Source organism: Chishuiella sp. (assembly GCF_032109125.1).
In the GTDB taxonomy this organism is placed as follows: domain Bacteria; phylum Bacteroidota; class Bacteroidia; order Flavobacteriales; family Weeksellaceae; genus Empedobacter.
Genome location: NZ_DAMCLZ010000019.1, coordinates 21,067 through 43,873 on the forward strand (window position 1 = coordinate 21,067; position 22,807 = coordinate 43,873).

The window sequence follows — 22,807 nt, forward strand, 5'->3', positions numbered from 1 at the left end:
TTATAAAATATTCTATAAAATTCAATTTTATGTTCAAATTTTGATTAATTGTTAATGTTTTTGTTGACTCAATATTCAACTCAATTTCATAATTTTTTTCTAAAAATTGTTTAATATTTACCTCTGAAATATTTAATAAATACATGATATTTTTTATTGACTGTACTTTAGTAAATTCTACAAAATAGATCTTAGTTATTATTTTTTATTTTCAATAATTGTCTCGTAATGTTCAACTGTTGGAAATGGATCATAATAATGGTGCAAAATCTTTTTCCATTCTAAATATTCTACTGATTGTCTAAACCCAATTGTATGATCTTCCAAACTTTCCCAGTCTACAAGTAAAATGTATTTATTGTTTTGTTCTAAACATTTTTGTAATGTATGTTTCTTATAACCTTTTATAGAACTGATAAATTGTCCTGCAGTTGCAAAATCGATTTCAAATTGTTTTTCTTGTCCAATCTTTACATTTAGTATAGCTACTTCTAAAATCATATTTCTTCAATTATTGATTGTCCTTTAGATTTGTCGCCAGAAGTCCATTCCCAATTTTCGTAAAGACGAATTTTTCCATTTTCAAGAATATCAGGTTTTGATTTACAAATTCCAGTCATCAGTTCGTTTTTTTTGTTTACTTGGTGATAACGCATTTCTATATTTCCATCTTCGTCTACTAAACCAATTAAATGTCCATATTTAATTTTTTCACCAGAATATTCAGAAGTCAAAATATTTTCAATTTGTTTGTAATGGAAAGTAGTTTCGCTGCAAGTTTCTCCATTTTTAGTATTGCTTACTAATCTAAATATTTTATCGTTATAGTTCATTGTGTTAATTTTTTTAATAAAGTACTGAATGTAAAATTTGAAACGAAGCAAATACTTTTTCAAATAGTCAAATTAGTAAAAAAAACAATATGAAAAGTAGTTTGCGGAATAAATGGATTAAGTTTTTCAATTTAGAATCTAACCCTGCATTTTGCCAATATAATGTTAGTAGAAGTTTTTTTATGCCATTCCAGCAATATTTATAAAATTAATTTTTTCAGTCTTTAGATTTAGTTCTAAATAAACATTACAATTTCCTCCATCATCCATATTTGTTTCATAATACTGATAACTTTCTAATAGAAATGATTCTTTGCAAAATAAATGTGCCTGTATTATAATTTCATTTTTACCATTTCTAATAGCAACAATTTGTTTTAGATAGTCATTGAAATTTCTTAGTTTTTTATTTTTCAAAAATTCATTTTTTAAAATTTTATCTATTTTCAATAATTCTTGATTATTTAAATCATAATTTAAATATTCTCTTTGCCATTCTTGATTATTGAATTTTTTATAAAATGTAAAAATAGAATAGTTAGGAAATTTATTTATATCAATTTTGTTTTTAACATTTAAAGATGTTTTTTCAATTTTCATTCTGTCTGGATTTTTTCCATCTACAAACTCAATAAATCCGTTTTTCAAAACTGCTGTTTTTGCACCATTAAAATCAAATTTAAAAGGATCAAATTTTATAGAATCGTGAGTTATTTTGATGACTCCTTCAAAAGTTTCAGTTTTATTATGATTTGTTTCTTTTAAAATTTCAGTAAATAAATAAGTACTATCTGAATATATGGTAAAAGTTCGTTTAATTTCATAGAAATCATTAAAATTCTGATTTGCAGTTAACAGAATTTTCTTTTGTTCATTTTGCTTTTCTTCAAATTTTGAACAACTCGAAAGAATCAATAAAAAAAATATTTGTGTTACGATTTTCATAAGATGTCTCCTAAGTTTAGAGCTTGGTGTCAGTGGCGGAAATTGAAGTGAAAAGTTTCGATTTAACGTCACAGTAAGCAAAAGCCAATTAATTGATTAAATTTAATAAGAAAGTTACATAAAAACGTTTTGATAGAAATAAAAAAAATAAAAGTTGAGTGCTTTATCTGACCTTACATTTTGCGAATGTGATTTTAGCCGTTGTTATTTTATTAGCTCTATTACTTTTTTAATAGCTCTGTCTTCTTTATCCAATTCATAGTATAATGATTTTAAAAACTGTTCCTTTTCCCTTGGATAATCTATATAATAGTCAGGCGATATGCCATTCACTTCATAATGCTGTCCATTCATATCTTCATAAATTTCATTAGATAACCAATAATTCCAACCGTTAGGCAATGATTTATTCAATATATCAGAAAAAGCTCCATTTGTATTTGAACCAATCTTTTTAAAATTAGGAAAATTTAATGTCGCTAATATTGCTGTTTCGGCTGCACTAACAGTGTAGGAGCTTGTTAATACGTAAATTTGTTTAGTATAACGTTTTTTGGCCGGTTCTATTTTTATTGTTTGGTTATCTACAAAACTATCTTTATAACGTCTTTTTTTAGTATAAATATTGTATGGCTTGTTGATAAAATGACTTAAAAAATCAAGTGCCATTAAATCATCACCACCATTATTTAAACGTAAGTCGATAATACAAACTTTCGTATTTTTTATTTCAGAAATAATAGAATCGGTAATGGTATGAAGATCATCACTTTCCTCCATATTATTTAATTGAATATAACCTATTTTGTTGTTTATTAAACCATAATTTAACTGACCGTCATTATATGTTTTTACGTTTTTTAAATATTTGTTTAAAATTTTATCTTGTGCAAGTGTTTTGTAATCAGTTGTATCAATCTTTTTATTTAGCTTATGCCATTCTTCTTCAAATTCATCGGGAATTTCAAAGTCTGAATGGTCATCTTTTAGTTCAAGAACCATTTTTTCTAATAGTAAATAGAATTCAAAAGGTTCTGTTTTATCGTTGAATTTTGATTGATATTTCGATTTGATTATATTCCAATCAATATTTCTTTCTTTGAAGAATACATATTGTTCATTAAATGTATTCCAAAGTGTTTCAAAATTGTATGTGTTATTATTTTTTTGATTTTCGGTTAGTTCTGTGCATAGTTCAGGTCTATTTTTCAACTTTAGATAGGTATGTATTGTGAATCTTTCTTTATTGGTGAAAGATTTGTCAGCATTTAAAGTAATTGTAGGTGTTTGAGAATTAAAATATTCTCTTGATATTTTCCAATTAGGATAACAATTGAAATTACTACTGTAATAAGATATAACTAAAGAATCATTAATCTCTATAATTTCTCCTTCTCCTTGCTGTTGCCAATATCCACTTAAGTCTTTTTTAGTTAGTTGTTGTTGCTCTATTTTTAAACTTTTACAACTAATAATTGTGATGCTAATGATGATTATAAATATTGTTTTTTTTAGCATAAATGTTCTTTATGGTTTTCGATTATTAAAGCGAATAGATTATTTTGTGCACATTTTTTTGGATAATTATAGATAACAAAAAAAGACTTTTGAAGTGCGGGAATTCTAAGAACCAAAAGTTCAAGAATTCCGAAACGAAACAAAATACTTTATTAGATAGTTAAATTAGTAAAAAAATCAATATAAAAGTAGCTTGCGGAATAAATGGAGTGAAAGTTCAATTTCTAATTTTACAATTCTGTAAAAAAACAGAAATAAAACCTCTTTAAAATCGATCTTAAAGAGGTTTTTATAATTTTTTCTTTTTTGTATCGGAAATTAGAGTTGTACAATAGTTATTGATGTTAGTTACAATTATATTATTATTTTTTCACAAAACTTAGTTACTTCAGGATATTGCCCAATAATACCATTGTTTACTTTCACAATGTTTTTAGCTAAATACAATGTTAGCCGGAGTTTTTTTATAATTGTTCATTTATTTTATGATACTCAGAAATGGCTTGATTAATTCTAGTAAGTAATGAAAATAATTTGTTATTAATTAAAATAATATCAGCTGTTAAATCCATAATTTTTTCATCGTCAATTTCAAAAACACTCTTTATTAATATCTCAGTATTTTTTGTTTTGTGAGCACCTAATTCATTTCTAATAAACTTAAATGTGGCTAAATTTTCATTTTTAAATTTGCTAAATTCCTTATTTATAGATTTTGCTAATTCTGCAAGTTCAAGCATATTATTTTTAGTTAATTCTTTTCTTAGTTTGTTACCAAGAAAAAAATTTACGTCTGATAAATATTCATATATGATTGTTGAAGAGATTCTTGCGTAAAATTTCTTTTCAATTTCTGAATTAGTTTTTTTATAATTTATTCCAAGAAGACATAAATCACTCTGAACAATTTTGGAATGAATTGATAGTTCAGTACTTGCAATATATCTGTCAGATTTTTTCATTTCAAGACCTTTTAATATTGCATAATCCAATATTAAAGATTCTGGAATTTGTTTATTTAAACCTTCTTTTAATTTATCTAACGGTATTTTGTGTAAAATTGTGGCTAACGTTTAGAGCTTGGTGTCAGTGGCGGAAATTGAAGTGAAAAGTTTCAATTTAACGACACAGTAAGCAAAAACCAATTAATTGATTAAATTTAAGAAAAAAGTAAATATAATTGGCTTACGGAATAGAAAAAAGAAACTTTAATTTTAGTCTTAACCCTGTATTTTTCTAAGCTGATGCTAGCTGAAGTTTTTGTTATTCAGCTTGTACTTTTCCAGCGTAAGTGCCATAAGGTTTACCAGAATAATCACCTGTTTTAAAATAATCACATAGAAGTTTTATAACATTGTCTATATCTTCTTCTTTTTCAAATTGGATTTTTCCATCCTTTACATTTATTGGCGCTTTCTTTTTCTTGCCTAGTCTTTCTAATTTTTTCAGATTTTGAGGCGTTAATGTATTCAGATTTCCAAGTTTTTCTAATTTCATTAATTTCCTATGTACATCAAACTTCTTGTCAATTTTTTCAGATAATAATTTTGTGTCGCCGAAACAAGAATGTTTAGACATTACCGATGCAACTTCTATAGCTTTCTTTTTATATTCTTCTTGTAAACCGACTAATTGCTCAAAAAAGAATTTTTTAAGAACATAAAAAGTTTCTTTGTAAAAAATACAGTCTACTTGTTTATCTAAATAAACTGTATCACTTTTTAAAAGTGAAAGACTATTGGTATTTGTATCAAAAAAAGTTCTGATTTGGGAAACTTTTTGTAATAGCCCCTTTTTTTCTTGATCGTTTTCTTTTTCAATTCCGACTTTACCTGGAGATATTTTTCTAAAAGTATAAAATGATTCTTCACTATTTATTTGAAATTCCACGCAATAAGCCCATAAAGTTTCATCTTGCAAAATATCATTTAAGTTTGTTATTTTTTGTGGAGATTCAGTTAATTGATTGAATACAACATCAGAAAAAGAGCCAACTTTATTCTGTATTTGATATGTAAAAAGATGTTCAGTATCATCTGAAATCACATCATAATCTAGAAATTGAAGTTCTTCTTTTTCTTCAATTTTCTTGAATTGTTTCTGCGATAATTCGTATAAATAATTTCTAACTTCCTTTGTTACTTCTATTTCATAAACTTTGAAATCAAATTTTTCTAAAACTCTAGCATTGGCTTTTACGCCTTCTTTTAGAATTCTAGTTATGAAATACATTTTTAAATTTTCTTTACTAGCTTGATTTATTATGTCAATAAGTAGAGTTTTATCAATAATATATGTTCTTGGTTATTAAGTTCATTTTTATTTCTTGACCACATTCTAAATCTTCATCTTTTGTGATTAGTAAGGCTTTACGATTTTTACCTTTCTTACTAAATTCAATTTGATATAGGGTATGGGTTATGCTTAAAATTGGATTTATAACAATCATATTTGATTTTGTATAAATGAAGAATATGATCATCAATACAATAAAAATTGAAGAAATGTCAAAATAGTTATTCGTGTCTTGAAATATAAATGGAACAATATAAGTAGAAATATAACTTATGCTTTCGCTATTTTTATTCTCAACATCAACTACTTGTACTAAGTCACCATTAGCTTTTTTTAAGTCAAGATTAAATAATAAGAATCTTAATCCAATGTATCCAAAAATTGAAATAATAATAAAGAAATATGATAAACCGAATTTTTCAAATGCAGTTATAATGTTTTCTTTGGTTAAACCACCAAAATTTAAATATTCAATATTTTGTTTTATCTGTCGTATTATTAGTAAACCGAATAAAGGTATGTATGATGTAATGAACATCACAAACATGGTTAGTTTATTCAATTTGACTTTTTTCATACGGACTTTTGGTAAAATATTGGCTAACTTATATATACGTAAATATAGGGTAATTTTGCTATTTTTTTCCTTTTTTGTTGAAAATTAAAATTGCACAATAGTTATTATTATTAGAAGTATTATTTATTTTTTAAAATTCGAAAATAAAACATAATTAAAATCTCCTTATTCACTCACCATTTCGCGTTAGGGATTGTAATGGAAATCCTTTTCTAATTGGTGATTGAGGTTCTCGAAATGACCAATTAGAAAAGATTGTAAAGGAAAAGCCCGACCGAAGGGAACGCCCAAAATAAATTAGAACTAGGAAAGAAGACGTTAGGAATTGATGATTTCTACTAATTTCTTCGTTAAATTTTTACGACTAAATTGTTGAACTTCGCTTTCATTGGTTTCAAATTTCTGATTTGGATTTGCTAACCAATGTTTGTAAAGTGTTAGGATAAATAACTTAATAGCAGATGTATCTTGGTGAGAAAAATAATTTCCTGCTTCTGTTTTTTTTAGAATTTTTTCGACATCGGCATCTTTTGGACCAATCGCTAAAATAGGATTTCCCGTTGCCATATATTCGAACAGCTTTCCTGGAATAATTCCTTTTGAGGCTTCATTATCAAAATTGGTTAAGACCAAAAGGTTTGCTTTGTTAATAGCATTCAACGATTCTTGGTGCGATACATAGCCATGTACAACAAGGTTATCGGATAAGTTATTTTGTAGAATGGTTTGCTTGACATCTTCTGCCAATGAACCATAAAAATTGAGTTTGAAATCTTGTTTGAATGTTGTATTCTCTTTTGTGATTTCTGCTAATGCTTGCCACAAAGCGACAGGATTTCTAAGCATTTCTAATCCGCCCGAATAGGTGATTTGGAAATGATTTTTATCTTTTTCTGTTTGTTCTTGTTTTACTTCCTCGAAACCATTGGTAATTACTTCAACACGGTTTGCTCCAATTTTCTTGAAGTTTTCGCCATCTGTATAACTTGTAGCTAAAACAATGTCTGCTGTTTGCATGACTTCTCGTTCTAGTTTTTCGTGTTTTTTAGCTGCCCACGATGTTAGTTTTAGTTCTTTGTGGTAACTAATTTGTGTCCAAGGATCACGAAAATCTGCCAACCATTGTAGGTTAGGAAATTGTTTTTTTAATTTTAAACCTATTAGGTGCAAGCTATGTGGTGGACCAGAAGTAACAATGGTATCTATTTTTTCTTTTTGAATAAATTCTTGTAGATATTCGGCAGATGGTTTTACCCAAAATTTGCGTGCATCTGGAATAAAGAAATTTCCACGTACAAAAACAGAAACTTTGGATAGGAAAGATTGATTTTCTTTCTTCTCGAAATGTCCGCCTTTGTAAGCTTTATTTTTGGGATTTAGCTTTTCTGCTAATTGATAGGGTTCCCATATTTTATTGGGAATGATTTTTACCTTTGGGTTAATGTCCTTTGATAAGGTTTCATCGAGAATAGGGTAGGATGGATTCTCGGGAATATATACGTAGGTATCTAAACCAAAATCGGGTAGATATTTGGTGAATTTTAACCAACGTTGTACACCTGGACCTCCCGCAGGAGGCCAATAATAGGTGATAATTAATATTTTTTTCATGATAGAATTAAGCTGTTGCAGGTTTTACATCAGAATTCTTTGAGCATTTTTTGTACCCTAAATAAATTCCTCCAGCAACAACAATCAATAAAATGATATTCGAAATGATTACAATTGTATTTCCAGTAGAAATAATTTGTGGTTTAAACTCGAATACAATCGTATGATTTCCTTTTTCCACAGGAATTGCACGTAAAACGTAATTCGCTTTTTCGATAGGAACTTCTTTTCCATCGACTGTAGCAACCCAACCATGTGGATAATATATTTCTGAGAATACAGCAACTTGATCAGTTTTTGATGAAGATTTGTATGTCATTTTCATTGGCGAATAATCAACCAAATCTATTTTTGAAATACTATCTGCAGCAACATTTATATTTTTGTTTGCAACTAAATCTTTACGTAAAATAACTGTATTATTTACTGGAACAGAATTGATGGCAAGGATTTCGTCGTTGGCATTTTCCGTCCATTTAATAGTTGAAGCAAACCAAGCACTTCCTAAAGCTGTAGGATTTTTTTGTACTTCTGGTTCTGTAGGACTTCCGTGAACGACATATTTTGTATTCAACATATTTAGAACATTGACTAATCCTGTTTCATCTTGTATTCCGTACTGTTTAAGACGAGAATCTTGAGAGAAATAGATGTCAACAACATCTTGGTATTTACCTAATTTTGCAGCATGATATCCACCAATAGAAGGTACAAAATAAGATGTTCCTGCTTCGTTGAATGTACTTACAGCTGTATTATACACACGGAAATGTGATTTATCTTGTTTTGATATACTAGACAATAATTTGTTCATTGGAACTTTGTAAGCAATTTGTGCTACATTATTGTTTTTGCTTGCTTCGTCTTGTAAACGAGTTGACATTTCTGTAGGAAATGGATTTTCTACAATGCTTTTTGAAATGAAGTTATCATCATTCAAATAACGTTTGTTTATAGTGTAACCATCAATTAATGCTAATGCACCAATTCCTAATATGACAATTCCAGATTTTTTTATAAATTTTAGGTTATAAGCTAATAATAATCCTAATGTTAATAATACAAATATCAATGTACGTAATGTATCTGCTTTGAACATAGCAACACGGTCCATGATAAGTGCATCATCTAAACGTTTCATTAATCCATCCCAAAGAGCAACAGCATTTGGATTGGCTTGTTGTATTTGTCCAATTAATTGTTCAGTCATTAATTTTTCGTCACCAGATGTAAACGAGAATAATAATCCACCAAATAAATAAAATAGGATTAATACACCAACTGTAGAACCACCAGCTATATAAAGTACTTTCTTTTTGAATTCATCTGTTTCGTCTGAATTGAAAAAGTAATATAGCGTTAGTATAGCCAAAAATGGCATTGTAAATTCTGCGATAACTAGGATAGACGATACAGCACGGAATTTATCGTACATTGGGAAATAGTCGATAAATAAATTGGTGATGAATGGTAAATTTTTACCCCAAGCTAAAACAAAACTTAATATAGTTGCAGCAACTAACCATTTTTTATAGGTAGCGTATTTACCACGAACCATAAACATTCCTATAATAAATAAGAATACAACGACAGCTCCTTGATAAGCTGGTCCTGAAGTACCTGGTTGATCTCCCCAATATGCACTTCGTGGCATTCCTGAAATAGCTTGATAAACTTGTTGATTAAATTCATCTTCACCAAGACTATACTGTGTATTTTGTAATTCGGATGTATAATTTTTTAAATCTTCTGGATTAGTTTGCGAACCTCCACCCATAAGATTAGGAATAAAAAGATTTAATGTTTCTAATTTTCCATAACTCCATTGTGTAATGTAATCGTGGTCTAATCCGTTTGAGTTCTTTTTTAGTAACGTCATTTCAGATTTTCCACGAGTTGTTTCTTTACTATATTCGTAGGTAGATAACAAACGATTGGCATTTAAACCAACGGCAATTAATATAGCTACAACAGCTAAAGCAGATGATTTTAAGAAATCGGGTAATTCTTTTTTCTTGATGCTATCTATGAATTGAACAATTGCAAAAACTAACATCGCTAAAAACAAATAGAATGTCATTTGGATGTGATTAGCTTGTAATTGTAAGCCCATGAATAATGTTGTAAGAACAAATCCAGTAATATATTTTTTACGATACAATAGTAGAATTCCTGCAATAAGAGGTGCAAAGTATCCTATAGTATGTAATTTACCATTATGTCCAGCAGCAATTAATTCGAAATAATACGAACCAAAAGCGAAGAATATAGCACCAACAAGTGCATATTTCCACTTTTTGAAAACAGTTAATCCTAAAATAAAGAATCCTGTGAACAGTAAGAAGATGTAATCGGCAGGACGAGGTAAAAATCGAAAGATACCATCAATAGATTTTATTACGTCAAAATCAAATTTTGCTCCAGTTTGATAAGTTGGCATTCCACCAAACATAGCATCAGACCAATATACATTTTCTCCTGTTTTATTTTGGTAGGTTAACATTTCTTGTGCACTACCTCTGTAATTGATAATATCTGGTTGTATAACAGATTTACCAGATAAAACTGGAGAACAATAGAGTAAAGCTATTACTACAAAAAGTAGTAATGAAATAAGAACATAGATTAAATTCTTTTTATTTTTCATCCTTTTTTTCTTCGATTATTTCATAATCCACTGTTTCGGCGTCAATATTATATTTCGGCTTGTCAAATGATTTTTGAGTTTGTGATTCTTGTTGAGAATCAGTCGTATTTCTACTTTGATTGTAGGCATTTTGTTGCTGATTAAGCGCTTCTTTAAAAACCTTCTTAATCACGAATAATTTTCTTAAAAATCGAAAGATAGTTAAGAAAATTATACTTAAAACAATAATCCAAATTATATTTTTCATTTTAGTTAACTGTTGTTACAGTAGTAACAGTTTCTGTCATTGTTTGTTTTTGACCTTGAGCTTCTACTGTACGTTTTAAAGTTTCTTTTTTTGTTAAATTAACTTTGTTTATCCATCCAGATTTTGTGTCGATTAAAATCTTTCCATCAACATTTGCATCACTATTAGCAGACATTTTTACTTCATTCTGAGAATCACTTCCTTTCATATCTTGTGAACCTTTTACAGTAATTGTTGTATTTGTAGGATCTACACTAGTAAGTGTTCTTTTCATTGAAATATTACCTTTCATTGGTCCTTGATCAATTTTTTGACTGTCACTCCAAGACTCTTTTAAATCAATTGATTTTTTAGGAAAAACATTCATTGTTTCTTCAAATTGACTAGATATAGCATCTTTATTCAATGAATTATTAATGACTTCTGTAAAGAATTTGAACTCTTCTGCACTTACTTGTTTTTTTACAGAATTTAAAATAGAAGATTTTACAGTATCTAGTCCATCAACACTAATTACTTTACCTGTTTGATCAATTTTCATTGTATACGTTTTTCCTGCCATAGCTTTATAGATAGACCAAGAAACAGCAATTTCTTTATCAGCAGGTTTTGAAGAGTTGGTATCGTATGAAATAGATTTACCAGAGGGATCTGTCATTTTTTCACTGTATTGTTTTGATTTTACTTCCAGCGTGTAAACTCCATCTTTAAAATCTTTTACAGTATAATCGACTTGTTTTTTACTTTCACTAGACATTTTTTGCGATTGTTTACCATCTGTAGCAGAATGAGTATTTTTAATCGTTAATGTCATTGGATATGTTTTACCAACTTCTAAGTTATATTTATAAGAATATTTTCCATCTTCACCTTTTTCTACAGCCATTGGCTCTGGTTTAGCAGGAGTTGCTACACTTACAGAATCTGTTGATTCAGATTTTGTAATGGTATCACCTTTTTCATTTACGATTACCTCTTTACCATCTTTTGTAACTTTCTTATCGTCTTTTTTACATGATACAACTGCCATGGCAATAGCCATCATGAATACTATTTTTTTCATATAAATCTTTCTTTGATAATTGGTTTTAATACCAAAATCAATCCAAAAATAATGAATTTAGTTGATTTTTTAACATTAAGCTTAAAATTGATTGGGATTGAATTAAATAATTTTTTTTCTTTATCTTATTTAATAATTCACTTTTCATGACATTTGATACTTAAAAATATAAGCTTTTCAAAAACATAATTTTAGGATTAGTAAATAAAAAAGCCTCAAATTGTCAATTTTGAGGCTTATAATTATAATTGGTCAGATTATAATTTCTACAGAATTCCCATATCTTTACAAATAGCTATCATTTCGATATTATTTCTAGCATTAAGAGAGTCCCGTAGGTCATTTAGTCGTTTTTCAATAGCACTTCGGCTGTTGGGTTGTAATCCTTCTTGTTTAAAATGAGCACAAATTTCATGCTGTTTCCAGCCTCTAGATAATGAATCAAGTAAATTAATGTCATAATCAGTTACCTCGATAGTATTATTTCTGATAGAATTTAGAATATCTTGAGGGATTACTATTTCATCAGCAAAAACTCTTTTGATTGTATTTTTTAATTCTTTTGCATCATTTCTCCCTTTACTCACATAACCATTAATTCCTAATCCGTGAAAAAGCTCATCAATAAGTTGAGTTTTTTTTTCGATAGAAAAAGCGATTATTTTAATATTAGGTTGAATTTTTTTTACCTCAGCAATTAATTCCTGTCCAGAATTAATACTTTGTTCAACAAAATCATCATCAAATTCTAAGTCTGTAATCAAAAGTTCATATGGTTTTTCTTCTGTTATAGCTGATTTTACTTTTTTTAAAGCAGCATCACAGTAACTTACAAATTCAAATTCTGGTACAAATAATTCTTCTAAAGTGTTGATTACACCTAAATTTCTAATTTCATGATCTTCAGCAATAAGTACTTTTTTAAACATTGTTTATTATGTTGGTATAGTAATATGAATAACCAATCCTTTGGTCATATTTTTTTCAAAAATAATTTTTCCATTTATTGTGGCAATACGGTTTTCCATATTTCGGATACCAGAAGTCGATTTTTTTTGTAAAAAATCCATACCAACCCCATTATCAGTGTATTTGATTTTTAAAAATTTTTCAGTTTTTTCAATTTTTATACTTACTAATTTAGCTTTACTATGTTTTATCATGTTAATCATGCACTCTCGTAAAGTATAAAAAACCTCCATTTGGATGTTATTTGATATGTTATTCCACTTCTGTTGATTGTTACCAACAATTAAAATTTTGTGTTTATCTGAAGAATATGAATTGAGCATTTCAGCTAATCGTTTAGAAAAATCTTTATCTTGTAATTCTTCAAGATCTTCTCGAGCAATATCTCTAGATTCTTCATACATTCTTTCAATATCATTTAGAGTACGTTCTTTATCAAAATCTGGATTATTTTGTATTTGCATCATTGTATGATATAATCCGTTTGCAACAACATCATGTACTTTTTTAGAATATTTAATTTGAGTGTTTTTAACTTCTAATTCTTTTTGTTGTTGTAGTCTTTTTTTTCTTCTCTTGTACCAGATAAATCCAATACATAAACTAATAAAAAGAATAGCAATAACAATATATTGTTTTAATATATGATTTTGTTTTTTTATATTTTCAGATTTCTCTTTTTCAGTATCATAACGTATAAGGGCAAATTGATTTTTAGATTTAGCTCTTACAGTTTGTATGCTATCACTCAACATTTGATAATCATGAAAATACTTTTTGGAATTATCTGGTGTTTCAAGTAAAATTAATTTTTCTAATGCTTCTAATTTATCATCAGGATTATTTATTTTTTTTGTATTCAAAAGCATTTCTTTCGCATAAAAAAGAGATTGAGATTTATCTTTTTTAAAAAAGTAATTAGATAAATGAGAATTACTTGCACTTATTCCGTAAATGTCATTTTCTTTTTCTCTCATCTTTAATGCATTTAAAAGCATTGGTAATGCATTATATGTAGAATCTTGTAAAAATTTAGCATATGCTAAATTATCAATTATTTTAGATTTTAGATTTTTATGGATTTCAGGATTTTCTATTTTTATGGATTCTAATAGAGAAATAGCTCTTTTAAATTTTTTTTCTTCATATAAAGAAGTTGATAAATTATTAATTATATGAGCTCGTTCATTTAAATTATCTGTAATATCTAAGGCTTTTTCGTACCATATTATAGCATCTTTATGATCTTTAAGATTTGTTTTTGAAATGGCAATAGAATTATAAATTGATATTAGATTATTTTGTTTTTTTCCAAGAATTTTTAAAGCTTCTATACATGTTTCAACACTTCCAAAATAATCTCCTTTCTCATTTTGAATAAATGATTGATATATAAGTGCATTTGAACTATTAATATTATCGTTCTCTTTTTGATAATATTCAAATGATTTATTAAAATAGTAGTAAGCACTATCACTATTTTTATTGAATAAACTCTCACCTTTTGAATAAAATTCATCTCCTTTTTTTATTGAAAGTTGTTTTTTTTCATTTTCTGAACAAGAAAATAAAATTAGCAGTAAGAAGAAATAAGAAAAATACCTCATACTGCTAATTTAATAAAACTATTTATTCAAAATAATAACTCTTAATTATTTTTTAGGGGGTATTTGTGCTGTATCTCCAATACTATCTGTATTTATTGCCTGAACTTTTACTTCGGTTGTTTTTGTTGTTGTATTTGTGTTAGTTTTTAAAGTTGTAGTGTTGTTATTGCTACTGCTACTGCTACTTGGACTCACTAATCCTATCAACATTAATAAAAAATTTAACATAGTTTAAAATTTAAGTTTTAATAATTATTACGTTAACCTAAAACACAATGTCTTAGGCATTTTTAACATGAATAACAAGAAGCGCTTCTTAAATTTCATGAAAACAATGTTTCTCAAAACAATCAGAATAAATGGTTTACCTCATTTAATTCTTACTAAATGTTTTGTTCTGCATCATTAAAAATCATTCTTTTAATTTCACTTATTTAGAGTGAATTTTTCATCTTGATTTCTGGTACAAATTAACATTCATTATAAGGTATTTTTTCAGACACAGAAGGGACAAATTATTGACAAAAATTACTAGTATACTTATGGAAAACCGTAAGTATATTGTCTTTTTTTTGTCTATTTTGGACGCCATTTTATTTTATTGTTTCAAAAATGTTTGACAAAAAAAGAAAATTGGTTGAGAAGGTATTTGAAAAAGCAAAAAATGAATTACCAAAAAGTAGTAAAACTGCAATTGCTTTTTATCTGAGTGCTCTATTTGAAGAAGAATATGGTTTTTCTAAAGATGAAAGAACATTTGTTAGATTTTATAAAAAATTAGTTGAAGAAGAACTTGATTATAATATTGATCTTATAACATTAGATCATATGAGTTTGTATTTAGGTTATGAAAATTTTAATGAATTTTCTAAAAATTATAGAAATGAATCTATAACATATGATTATGGCACGTTAAAAGTATCTATTTCCGAATCATCCGAAGGAGAAGATATTTTATCAAGAGTTGTAGTTAATATAACTAATGCACCTATTTTTACAATACCTGAGTTTATAACTAAACATAAGAATAGTTTTGGTTTTTTTTCTGTATTAATTTTTTTAGGGATTTTAATTTCTCCTTATAATTTTTTTAATAAAAATAACCAAAATAGAATAGTAGAGGTTAGAGAAGAAATATATTTAGATAGCATATTAAATAATAATACGCCATCTAATCTTATAATTAATTTAATAAAAGAAAATAAACCAATTAATAAAAGACTAAAATGTATTTATTGGAATATTGATCATTATGAAGCTGTTTATGTAATAAAATGAGTAATGGTTATAAACAAAAAAAATCCTCAAACTAATGTTTGAGGATTTTTTTATATCTAAATGGAGTTGATTATTTAACTTCTTCGAAGTCTACATCTTCTACACCATCATTTTTATCTTGAGCTTGATCAGCACCTGGTTGAGCATCAGTACCTCCTTGTTGACCTTCGTTCATTGCAGCATAAATTTCTTGAGAAGCTGCATTCCAAGCTGTATTTAATTTTTCCATAGAAGCATCAATAGCAGCGATATCTTTTGCAGCGTGTGCAGATTTTACTTCAGCTAAAGCTTCTTCAATTGGTTGTTTTTTATCAGCAGGGATTTTATCTCCGTACTCAGTCAATTGTTTTTCTGTTTGGAAAATTAAAGAATCAGCAGCATTTACTTTTTCAATAGTTTGTTTTGCTTCTTCATCTTTTGCAGCATTTTCTTGAGCTTCTTTTTTCATTCTTTCGATATCAGCTTCAGATAATCCAGAAGAAGCTTCAATTTTAATAGATTGCTCTTTTCCTGTTCCTTTATCTTTTGCAGAAACACTTAATATACCATTCGCATCAATATCAAAAGTAACTTCGATTTGTGGAACACCACGTTGTGCTGGTGGGATATCAACTAAATCAAAACGTCCAATTTCTTTATTATCATTAAATAAAGGACGCTCTCCTTGTCCAATTCTTAATGTTACTGCTGGTTGATTATCTACTGCTGTAGAAAAAACCTCAGATTTTTTAGTAGGAATTGTAGTATTTGCTTCAATTAATTTAGTAAATACACCTCCTAATGTTTCGATACCTAAAGAAAGAGGAGTTACGTCTAATAATAATACGTCTTTTACATCTCCTGTTAAAACACCACCTTGAATTGCAGCACCTACAGCAACTACTTCATCAGGGTTAACTCCTTTTGATGGTTTTTTACCAAAGAATTTTTCAACTTCTTCTTGAATTTTTGGGATACGAGTAGAACCACCAACTAAGATAACTTCATCAATATCAGAAATAGATAAACCAGCATCATTTAATGCTTTTTGACAAGGATCCATAGAACGTTTAACTAAGCTTTCTGTTAACTGATCAAATTTAGAACGAGTTAAAGTTTCAACTAAGTGTTTTGGTCCTGTTTCGTTAGCAGTAACGTATGGTAAGTTAATTTCTGTTTGTGCAGAAGAAGATAATTCGATTTTAGCTTTCTCAGCAGCCTCACGTAAACGTTGTAAAGCCATTGCGTCTTTTTTCAAATCAACACCTTCTTTTGCTAAAAATTCAGAAGCTAACCAATTGATGATTGCATCATCAAAATCATCACCTCCTAAGTGAGTATCACCATTTGTAGATAATACTTCAAATACACCATCACCTAATTCTAAGATAGAGATATCAAATGTACCACCTCCTAAATCGTAAACAGCGATTTTTTTATCTGAATTTGCTTTGTCTAATCCGTATGCTAATGCAGCAGCAGTAGGTTCGTTAATAATACGTTCTACTTTTAAACCTGCGATTTCACCAGCTTCTTTTGTCGCTTGACGTTGAGCATCGTTAAAGTAAGCAGGAACTGTAATTACAGCTCTAGAAACTTCTTGTCCTAAGTAGTCTTCAGCAGTTTTTTTCATTTTTTGTAAAATCATTGCTGAGATTTCTTGTGGAGTATAATTACGTCCATCAATGTCAACTGCAGGAGTATCGTTGTTTCCTTTAACAACAGAGTAAGGAACACGACCAATTTCAGCAGCGTCATTATTGAATTTAGTACCCATAAAACGTTTAATAGAATAAATCGTTTTCTTTGGGTTAGTAACAGCCTGACGTTTTGCTGAATCACCAACTTTTATTTCACCTCCTTCTACGAATGCTACGATAGATGGAGTAGTTCTTTTACCTTCTGCATTAGGGATTACAACTGGCTCGCTACCTTCCATTACAGAAACACAAGAGTTTGTAGTACCTAAGTCAATTCCAATTATTTTGCTCATATTATATTTTATTTTTTATATTATTGATTATACTTTTCGTTTAATTAAATTATGCATCATTTTTTATTTGATGTATCATCTTTTAGACAATCTTTGTGCCAACGTGTGTTTTAATGACATGATATTATTATTAAATGACATGTTGACATAAATAATAATTATATAGTTTAATTTTATGATAATTAGACATATTTTTTAGTTATAAATGACAATTTTATAATAAAAATTATACTTTATCTTTTACAATAAAAATTATATCTAATGCATGTTTTTTTTATTACATAAATCAAAACTTCATTATATATTTTCTAAACTAGAACATTTGTTTTATTTATTGAAGTACATTTTTATTTTTTTTAATGTTTAAATTGATTAATAATTTTAAATGTTTAAGTTATTGTTGTTTAAAATTTTATATATTCTTTATATATATTATTGTAAATCAAATATTTACATTTTATAAACTTTATCTGTACAATTGATTTACAATATAATTAACTTTCTTTAATGATGTTTTAAGATTCTGTTAACATTAGGCTGCTATTTTTGGTAAAACAAAAAAAATGAAAAGGAATTTACTCTTGTTATCTATTCTTTTATTAACTTCAAATTATACTTATAGTCAAGAATTGGATTTAATTTCAGGTTTAATTCAAGGTGTTGATAAAGAGCCATTAAAAGAAATTGTTATAACAAATTTATCAACGAATGAAAATGTAAAGACTGATCCTGAAGGAAGATTTAGCATTAAAGCAAATAAAAATGATACACTTGTAATTGAAGGAATAAATTATCAAACTATAGAATTAGTTATTTCTAATAATTTAAATTATGAATTAACTTTATTTAAAGAAAATGATAATGAATTAAATGAAGTTGTAGTTACAGCATTAGGAATAACTAAAGAACAAAAGAAAATTGGTTATGCTACACAAGAAATAGGAACAGAAACTATAGAAAAAATAACAACTCCTAATGTTGGGAATTTATTTTCGGGACAGGTAGCTGGTTTGTATGTTTCTAATCCTCCAGGCATGCAGCAAGCTCCAAAATTCAATCTAAGAGGAAAAGTTCCTGTGATAGTTATTGATGGAATTATTGTTGGTGAAGATGCTTTTAATGCATTAAATCAAAATGATATAGAAAATATTAATGTATTAAAAGGTATCTCAGCATCAGCATTATATGGTTCTAGAGGTAAAGATGGTGTAGTAATTATAACAACTAAACAAGCTAAAAAAGGAGGTGTTTCCATTGAATTATCTCAAAACATAATGTATACAGCAGGTTTCACTGTTTATCCAAAAACCCAAAAGCAATATGGAAATGGTTCTAACGGTAAATATGAGTTTTGGGATGGAGCTGATGGTGGTATTAGTGATGGTGATATGATTTGGGGACCAAAATTAAATCAAGGTCAATTAATAGCACAATGGAACAGTCCAATAAGAAATAAAGTTACTGGAGACATAATTCCCTGGTATGGGAGTGTTTCAGGAACAATATATAATGATCGTTCATTGTATGAAAGAGTTCCTTTACCTTGGGAATATCACGATAATCTAAAAAACTTTTTAAAAACAGGAGCTATATCAAATACCAATTTTGCTGTCAATTTAAATAGTGAAAAAGGGTCTTTACGATTGTCAGGTAATTACTTAGATTTGAAGGATAGAATACCTGGATCAAAATTAAATAAAGGAGGTATTTCATTAAATGGAACAATAAATATTACAGATCAATTAAAATTAAATTCTAAAATAGCTTATAATCGATCATATTCTCCAAATGTTCCAAATTATGGGTATAACCCAAGTGGACATATGTATACAGTTTTAATTTGGATGGGAAATGATGTTAATGGTAATGATCTTAGAAATCATCAGTGGGTACCTGGAATGGAAGGTTACAGACAAGCTAATTGGAATTATGCATGGTATAATAATCCTTGGTTTAGTGCTTCAAACTATAAAAATGAAAGATTAGCTGAAGTTATTAATAGTCAAATTGGTTTAGAGTTTAAAGCAACTGATAATTTATCTTTTAAGACTAATGTATCATTGATAAAAGAAAATGAACAGTTAGAAATGAAAAGCCCTAAATCATTTTTTAATTATAATGCACCAAGGGAAGGGAGATATAGTATAACCAAAAATGATGATGTCTTAGTTGATTACGATTTTTTAGCATCATACAAGGATAAATTATTTGATGATAAAATAGAATATGTAATTAATGCTGGTGGGGCAATAAATTATTGGAAAACAGATAATTTATATTCAGAAACAGATGGTTTAATAGTTCCTGGAATTTATAATTTAGGTAATTCAGAAGGGAATGTATTATCAAGAGGAAGATCTCAAGAAAGATTGATACAAAGTTTGTTTGCAACAATTGATTTGAGTTTTTACAATGCATTATTTATTAACGCATCACTTAGAAATGATTGGAATTCGACATTACCATCAAATAATCGATCATATTTTTATCCCTCTATATCATCTAGTTTGGTTCTTTCAAATTTTATTAAGTTACCTTCTTTTATAGATTTATTAAAAATATATGGGTCTTGGGCTCAAGTTTCTGGAGGGCTTGATCCATATAGTTTAAAAAATTATTATAAAACAGGTGAATTAAATTATAATGGAAATCAAACAGCTTATTACCCATCTTTATTAGCAAATCCAAATATAAAACCTGAAACATCACAATCTATAGAGTTAGGTCTTAATACTAATCTTTTTAAAAATAGAATAGATTTTGGATTTACCTATTATCGTGTTAAAGATTATACTCAAATTGTTGAATTACCTACGTCAGAAACTTCAGGTTTCGAAAAAAGATATGTGAATGGTAATGAATATACAACAAATGGGTTTGAAGTTACTTTGGGTTTAACTCCTATTAAAAATTCTAATTTCTTATGGAAATCTCAAATAAATTGGAGTAAGTATGAAAAAAAACTGACACAGATATTCAACAACCAAGAACGTTATGGTAATCTTAAATTAAATGATAGAAGTGATAGTTATTATGATTATCAATGGTTGAAAAATAGTGAAGGAGAAGTTATTTTAGATCCAAATACAGGAATGCCAACGAGGGATGCTTATGTTAAAAATATTGGACATTTAAATCCTGATTGGACATTTGGATTTAATAATACATTTAAATATAAAAATTGGAATTTAGATATTGGAATTGATGGAAGTATTGGTGGTGTAATGCGTTCTGAAGTAATTGAAAAAATGTGGTGGGGAGGAAAGCATCCCAATTCTGTTCAGTATAGAGATCAAGAATACCAAGGGAATGGTTATGTATATATTCCGAATGGAGTAAATGTAACTGGAGGAGCGGTTCAGTATGATGTTTATGGAAATGTAATTTCGGATACTAGAACTTATACAAAGCATAGTAAAGCAATTAGTTGGCAATCTTGGGCGCAAAATTATCCTTATAGAGCTAGAGTAACAGAGTCTGAAAGTAAAGAATTTGCTAACGTATTTGATAGAACATTTATTAAATTAAGATCTGTTGTTTTGTCTTATGACTTTTCTCCTCTTCTTAAAAACTCAAAATCTTTTAAAGGACTTGTTGTTAATGTCTCTGGTTACAACTTAGCTATTTGGAAAAAGGCGAAAGGTCTGTATTCTGATCCTGATTATAACAATAGTGGAAGTAATGATATTCAAGATCCTTCTTCTAGATGGATTGGAATGGGAGTTAATCTAAAATTTTAAAACTACTACAAAATGAAAATTATACAGTCAATTATTTTAATCATTATAATAACTTTATTTTATTCTTGTGAATCTGATTTAGATAAAGTAAATGAAAATAAAAATGATCCCTCTAAAGTTTCACCTGCATTATTACTAACAGAAATTTCTAGAACAACATTTCAAGTTGGTGGGAAAAATCAATTATATGCTTCAAGAATGATAATATCTACCTCAAGAGATGATGTTTATCAGTTTTTTAAATGGAATCAAGGGTCTTATGATCCATATAAAACACTTTTACAAGTAACAAAAATGATAGAAGAAGCTGCTTCTTCTAACAATAATAATTATATAGCAATAGCTAAATTTTTTAGAGCATATCATTTTTATAATTTAACAATGACATTTGGTGATATACCATATACTGATGCACTAAAAGGTGAAAGTGAACAAAATTTTAATCCTAAGTATGATAAACAAGAAGATGTTTTTATTGGAATACTGACGGAATTAGAAGAAGCAAATAGGATGATAAGTAGTAATAGTACAATTTCTGGAGATATTATCTATAATGGGAATGTAAATAAATGGAAAAAATTAATAAATGTATTGAGATTAAGAATATTATTAACTCTTTCAGGAAAATCATCAATTAATAATATAAATATAGCTAATCAATTTTCATCCATTGTTGAGACTGAGAATTTAATGACTTCAATAGATGATAATGCACAGTTGATATTTTTAGATAGAATAAATAATCGTTATTCTTCTTTTAATGATAGTGATTATGGATCTAGTTTATATATGTCAAGTTCTTTCATAGATATAATGAAAGAAAGAAAAGATCCTAGATTATTTACTTTTGCAGAAAGAACAGGTAAAGCGTCTTCAGAAGGTCTTTTAATTAATGATTTTAATGCTTATAATGGAGGGAATCCAATAATTCCTTATTCAGAAAATGAAAAATTGGTTCAAGAACAAAATATATCAAAAGTAAATCAACGCTTTTATAAAAATCCAATTAATGAACCTCATATTTTATTAAGTTATACTGAACAAGAATTTATTTTAGCAGAGGCTTCGCTTAAAGGATGGATTTCATCTGACCCTAAACAACACTACGAAAATGCTATTGTATCTTCATTTAATTTTTATCAAAAATATTTAATTGATGCTTCGATTTATTTTGAAGGTTTTGATATTAAAAATTATCTTAATCAAGATTTAGTAGCTTTTGATAAAGAAAATTCATTTGAAGCAAAATTAGATTTAATAATGACTCAAAAATACATTACTACTTTTCATCAAGAAGGTTGGCTTTTCTTTTTTGATTATTTAAGAACAAATTATCCTCAACTTCCTATTCAACAAGGCACATCAAAACCTTATAGGTTTTTATATCCAACAAGTGAATATAATAATAATACAAAAAATTTAGAAGAAGCGATTAATAGACAATTTAATGGTATTGATGAGATTAAGCAAAAAACATGGTTGTATAATTAATAATTTAAAGATAA

General features: G+C 27.7%; 17 protein-coding genes. 3 read left to right on the forward strand and 14 right to left on the reverse strand.

Going from position 1 to position 22,807, the window contains the following annotated elements; genetic code table 11:
• Positions 1-198: 198 nt before the first annotated feature.
• The 13 genes from RT575_RS14700 to RT575_RS14760 form a co-directional block, all read right to left on the reverse strand.
• Positions 199-501, reverse strand: a complete 303-nt coding sequence (locus RT575_RS14700; protein ID WP_313581865.1) for an antibiotic biosynthesis monooxygenase — start codon at positions 499-501, stop codon at positions 199-201.
• Positions 498-833, reverse strand: coding sequence for a n-acetylglutamate synthase (locus RT575_RS14705; protein ID WP_313581867.1), 336 nt, complete (start codon positions 831-833; stop codon positions 498-500). The genes RT575_RS14700 and RT575_RS14705 overlap by 4 nt, the downstream gene beginning before the upstream one ends.
• Before the next feature lie 180 nt (positions 834-1,013).
• Positions 1,014-1,778 carry a hypothetical protein gene (locus tag RT575_RS14710; RefSeq protein ID WP_313581869.1) on the reverse strand — a complete coding sequence of 255 codons (765 nt, stop codon included), beginning with the start codon at positions 1,776-1,778 and terminating at the stop codon, positions 1,014-1,016.
• A 204-nt stretch (positions 1,779-1,982) separates the two neighbouring features.
• Positions 1,983-3,296: a S41 family peptidase gene (locus RT575_RS14715; protein ID WP_313581870.1), complete on the reverse strand. Its 1,314-nt coding sequence runs from the start codon at positions 3,294-3,296 to the stop codon at positions 1,983-1,985.
• Between the two features lie 464 nt (positions 3,297-3,760).
• Positions 3,761-4,258, reverse strand: coding sequence for a hypothetical protein (locus RT575_RS14720; RefSeq protein ID WP_313581872.1), 498 nt, complete (start codon positions 4,256-4,258; stop codon positions 3,761-3,763).
• Between the two features lie 301 nt (positions 4,259-4,559).
• Entirely contained in the window at positions 4,560-5,528 is a 969-nt protein-coding gene (locus tag RT575_RS14725) for a Kiwa anti-phage protein KwaB-like domain-containing protein (protein WP_313581874.1), read from the reverse strand.
• Positions 5,529-5,580: 52 nt separating this feature from the next.
• A complete protein-coding gene (locus RT575_RS14730) occupies positions 5,581-6,168 on the reverse strand; it encodes a hypothetical protein (protein ID WP_313581875.1) in 588 nt (195 codons plus the stop codon).
• Between the two features lie 318 nt (positions 6,169-6,486).
• Positions 6,487-7,779: a glycosyltransferase gene (locus RT575_RS14735; RefSeq protein WP_313581877.1), complete on the reverse strand. Its 1,293-nt coding sequence runs from the start codon at positions 7,777-7,779 to the stop codon at positions 6,487-6,489.
• 7 nt (positions 7,780-7,786) lie between these two features.
• Positions 7,787-10,426: a YfhO family protein gene (locus tag RT575_RS14740; protein WP_313581879.1), complete on the reverse strand. Its 2,640-nt coding sequence runs from the start codon at positions 10,424-10,426 to the stop codon at positions 7,787-7,789.
• Positions 10,416-10,673 carry a hypothetical protein gene (locus RT575_RS14745; protein WP_313386017.1) on the reverse strand — a complete coding sequence of 86 codons (258 nt, stop codon included), beginning with the start codon at positions 10,671-10,673 and terminating at the stop codon, positions 10,416-10,418. Before RT575_RS14745 ends, RT575_RS14740 begins: the two co-directional genes overlap by 11 nt.
• Before the next feature lies 1 nt (position 10,674).
• Positions 10,675-11,736 carry a DUF6263 family protein gene (locus RT575_RS14750; protein WP_313581881.1) on the reverse strand — a complete coding sequence of 354 codons (1,062 nt, stop codon included), beginning with the start codon at positions 11,734-11,736 and terminating at the stop codon, positions 10,675-10,677.
• 266 nt (positions 11,737-12,002) lie between these two features.
• On the reverse strand, positions 12,003-12,665 hold the full coding sequence (locus tag RT575_RS14755; RefSeq protein ID WP_313581883.1) for a response regulator: 663 nt from the start codon (positions 12,663-12,665) through the stop codon (positions 12,003-12,005).
• A gap of 6 nt (positions 12,666-12,671) precedes the next feature.
• Positions 12,672-14,312, reverse strand: coding sequence for a hypothetical protein (locus RT575_RS14760; RefSeq protein WP_313581885.1), 1,641 nt, complete (start codon positions 14,310-14,312; stop codon positions 12,672-12,674).
• A gap of 612 nt (positions 14,313-14,924) precedes the next feature.
• On the opposite strand from RT575_RS14760, the gene RT575_RS14765 reads away from it, so the two are divergent.
• A complete protein-coding gene (locus RT575_RS14765) occupies positions 14,925-15,590 on the forward strand; it encodes a hypothetical protein (RefSeq protein ID WP_313386012.1) in 666 nt (221 codons plus the stop codon).
• A gap of 70 nt (positions 15,591-15,660) precedes the next feature.
• On the opposite strand, the gene dnaK is transcribed toward RT575_RS14765, so the two are convergent.
• Positions 15,661-17,562 carry a molecular chaperone DnaK gene (dnaK, locus tag RT575_RS14770; protein ID WP_313581887.1) on the reverse strand — a complete coding sequence of 634 codons (1,902 nt, stop codon included), beginning with the start codon at positions 17,560-17,562 and terminating at the stop codon, positions 15,661-15,663.
• Positions 17,563-18,125: 563 nt separating this feature from the next.
• On the opposite strand from dnaK, the gene RT575_RS14775 reads away from it, so the two are divergent.
• Positions 18,126-21,302: a SusC/RagA family TonB-linked outer membrane protein gene (locus tag RT575_RS14775; RefSeq protein WP_313581889.1), complete on the forward strand. Its 3,177-nt coding sequence runs from the start codon at positions 18,126-18,128 to the stop codon at positions 21,300-21,302.
• Between the two features lie 12 nt (positions 21,303-21,314).
• Complete coding sequence (locus RT575_RS14780) at positions 21,315-22,793, forward strand: SusD/RagB family nutrient-binding outer membrane lipoprotein (protein ID WP_313581891.1); 1,479 nt, start codon at positions 21,315-21,317, stop codon at positions 22,791-22,793.
• The last annotated feature ends 14 nt before the right edge of the window (positions 22,794-22,807 follow it).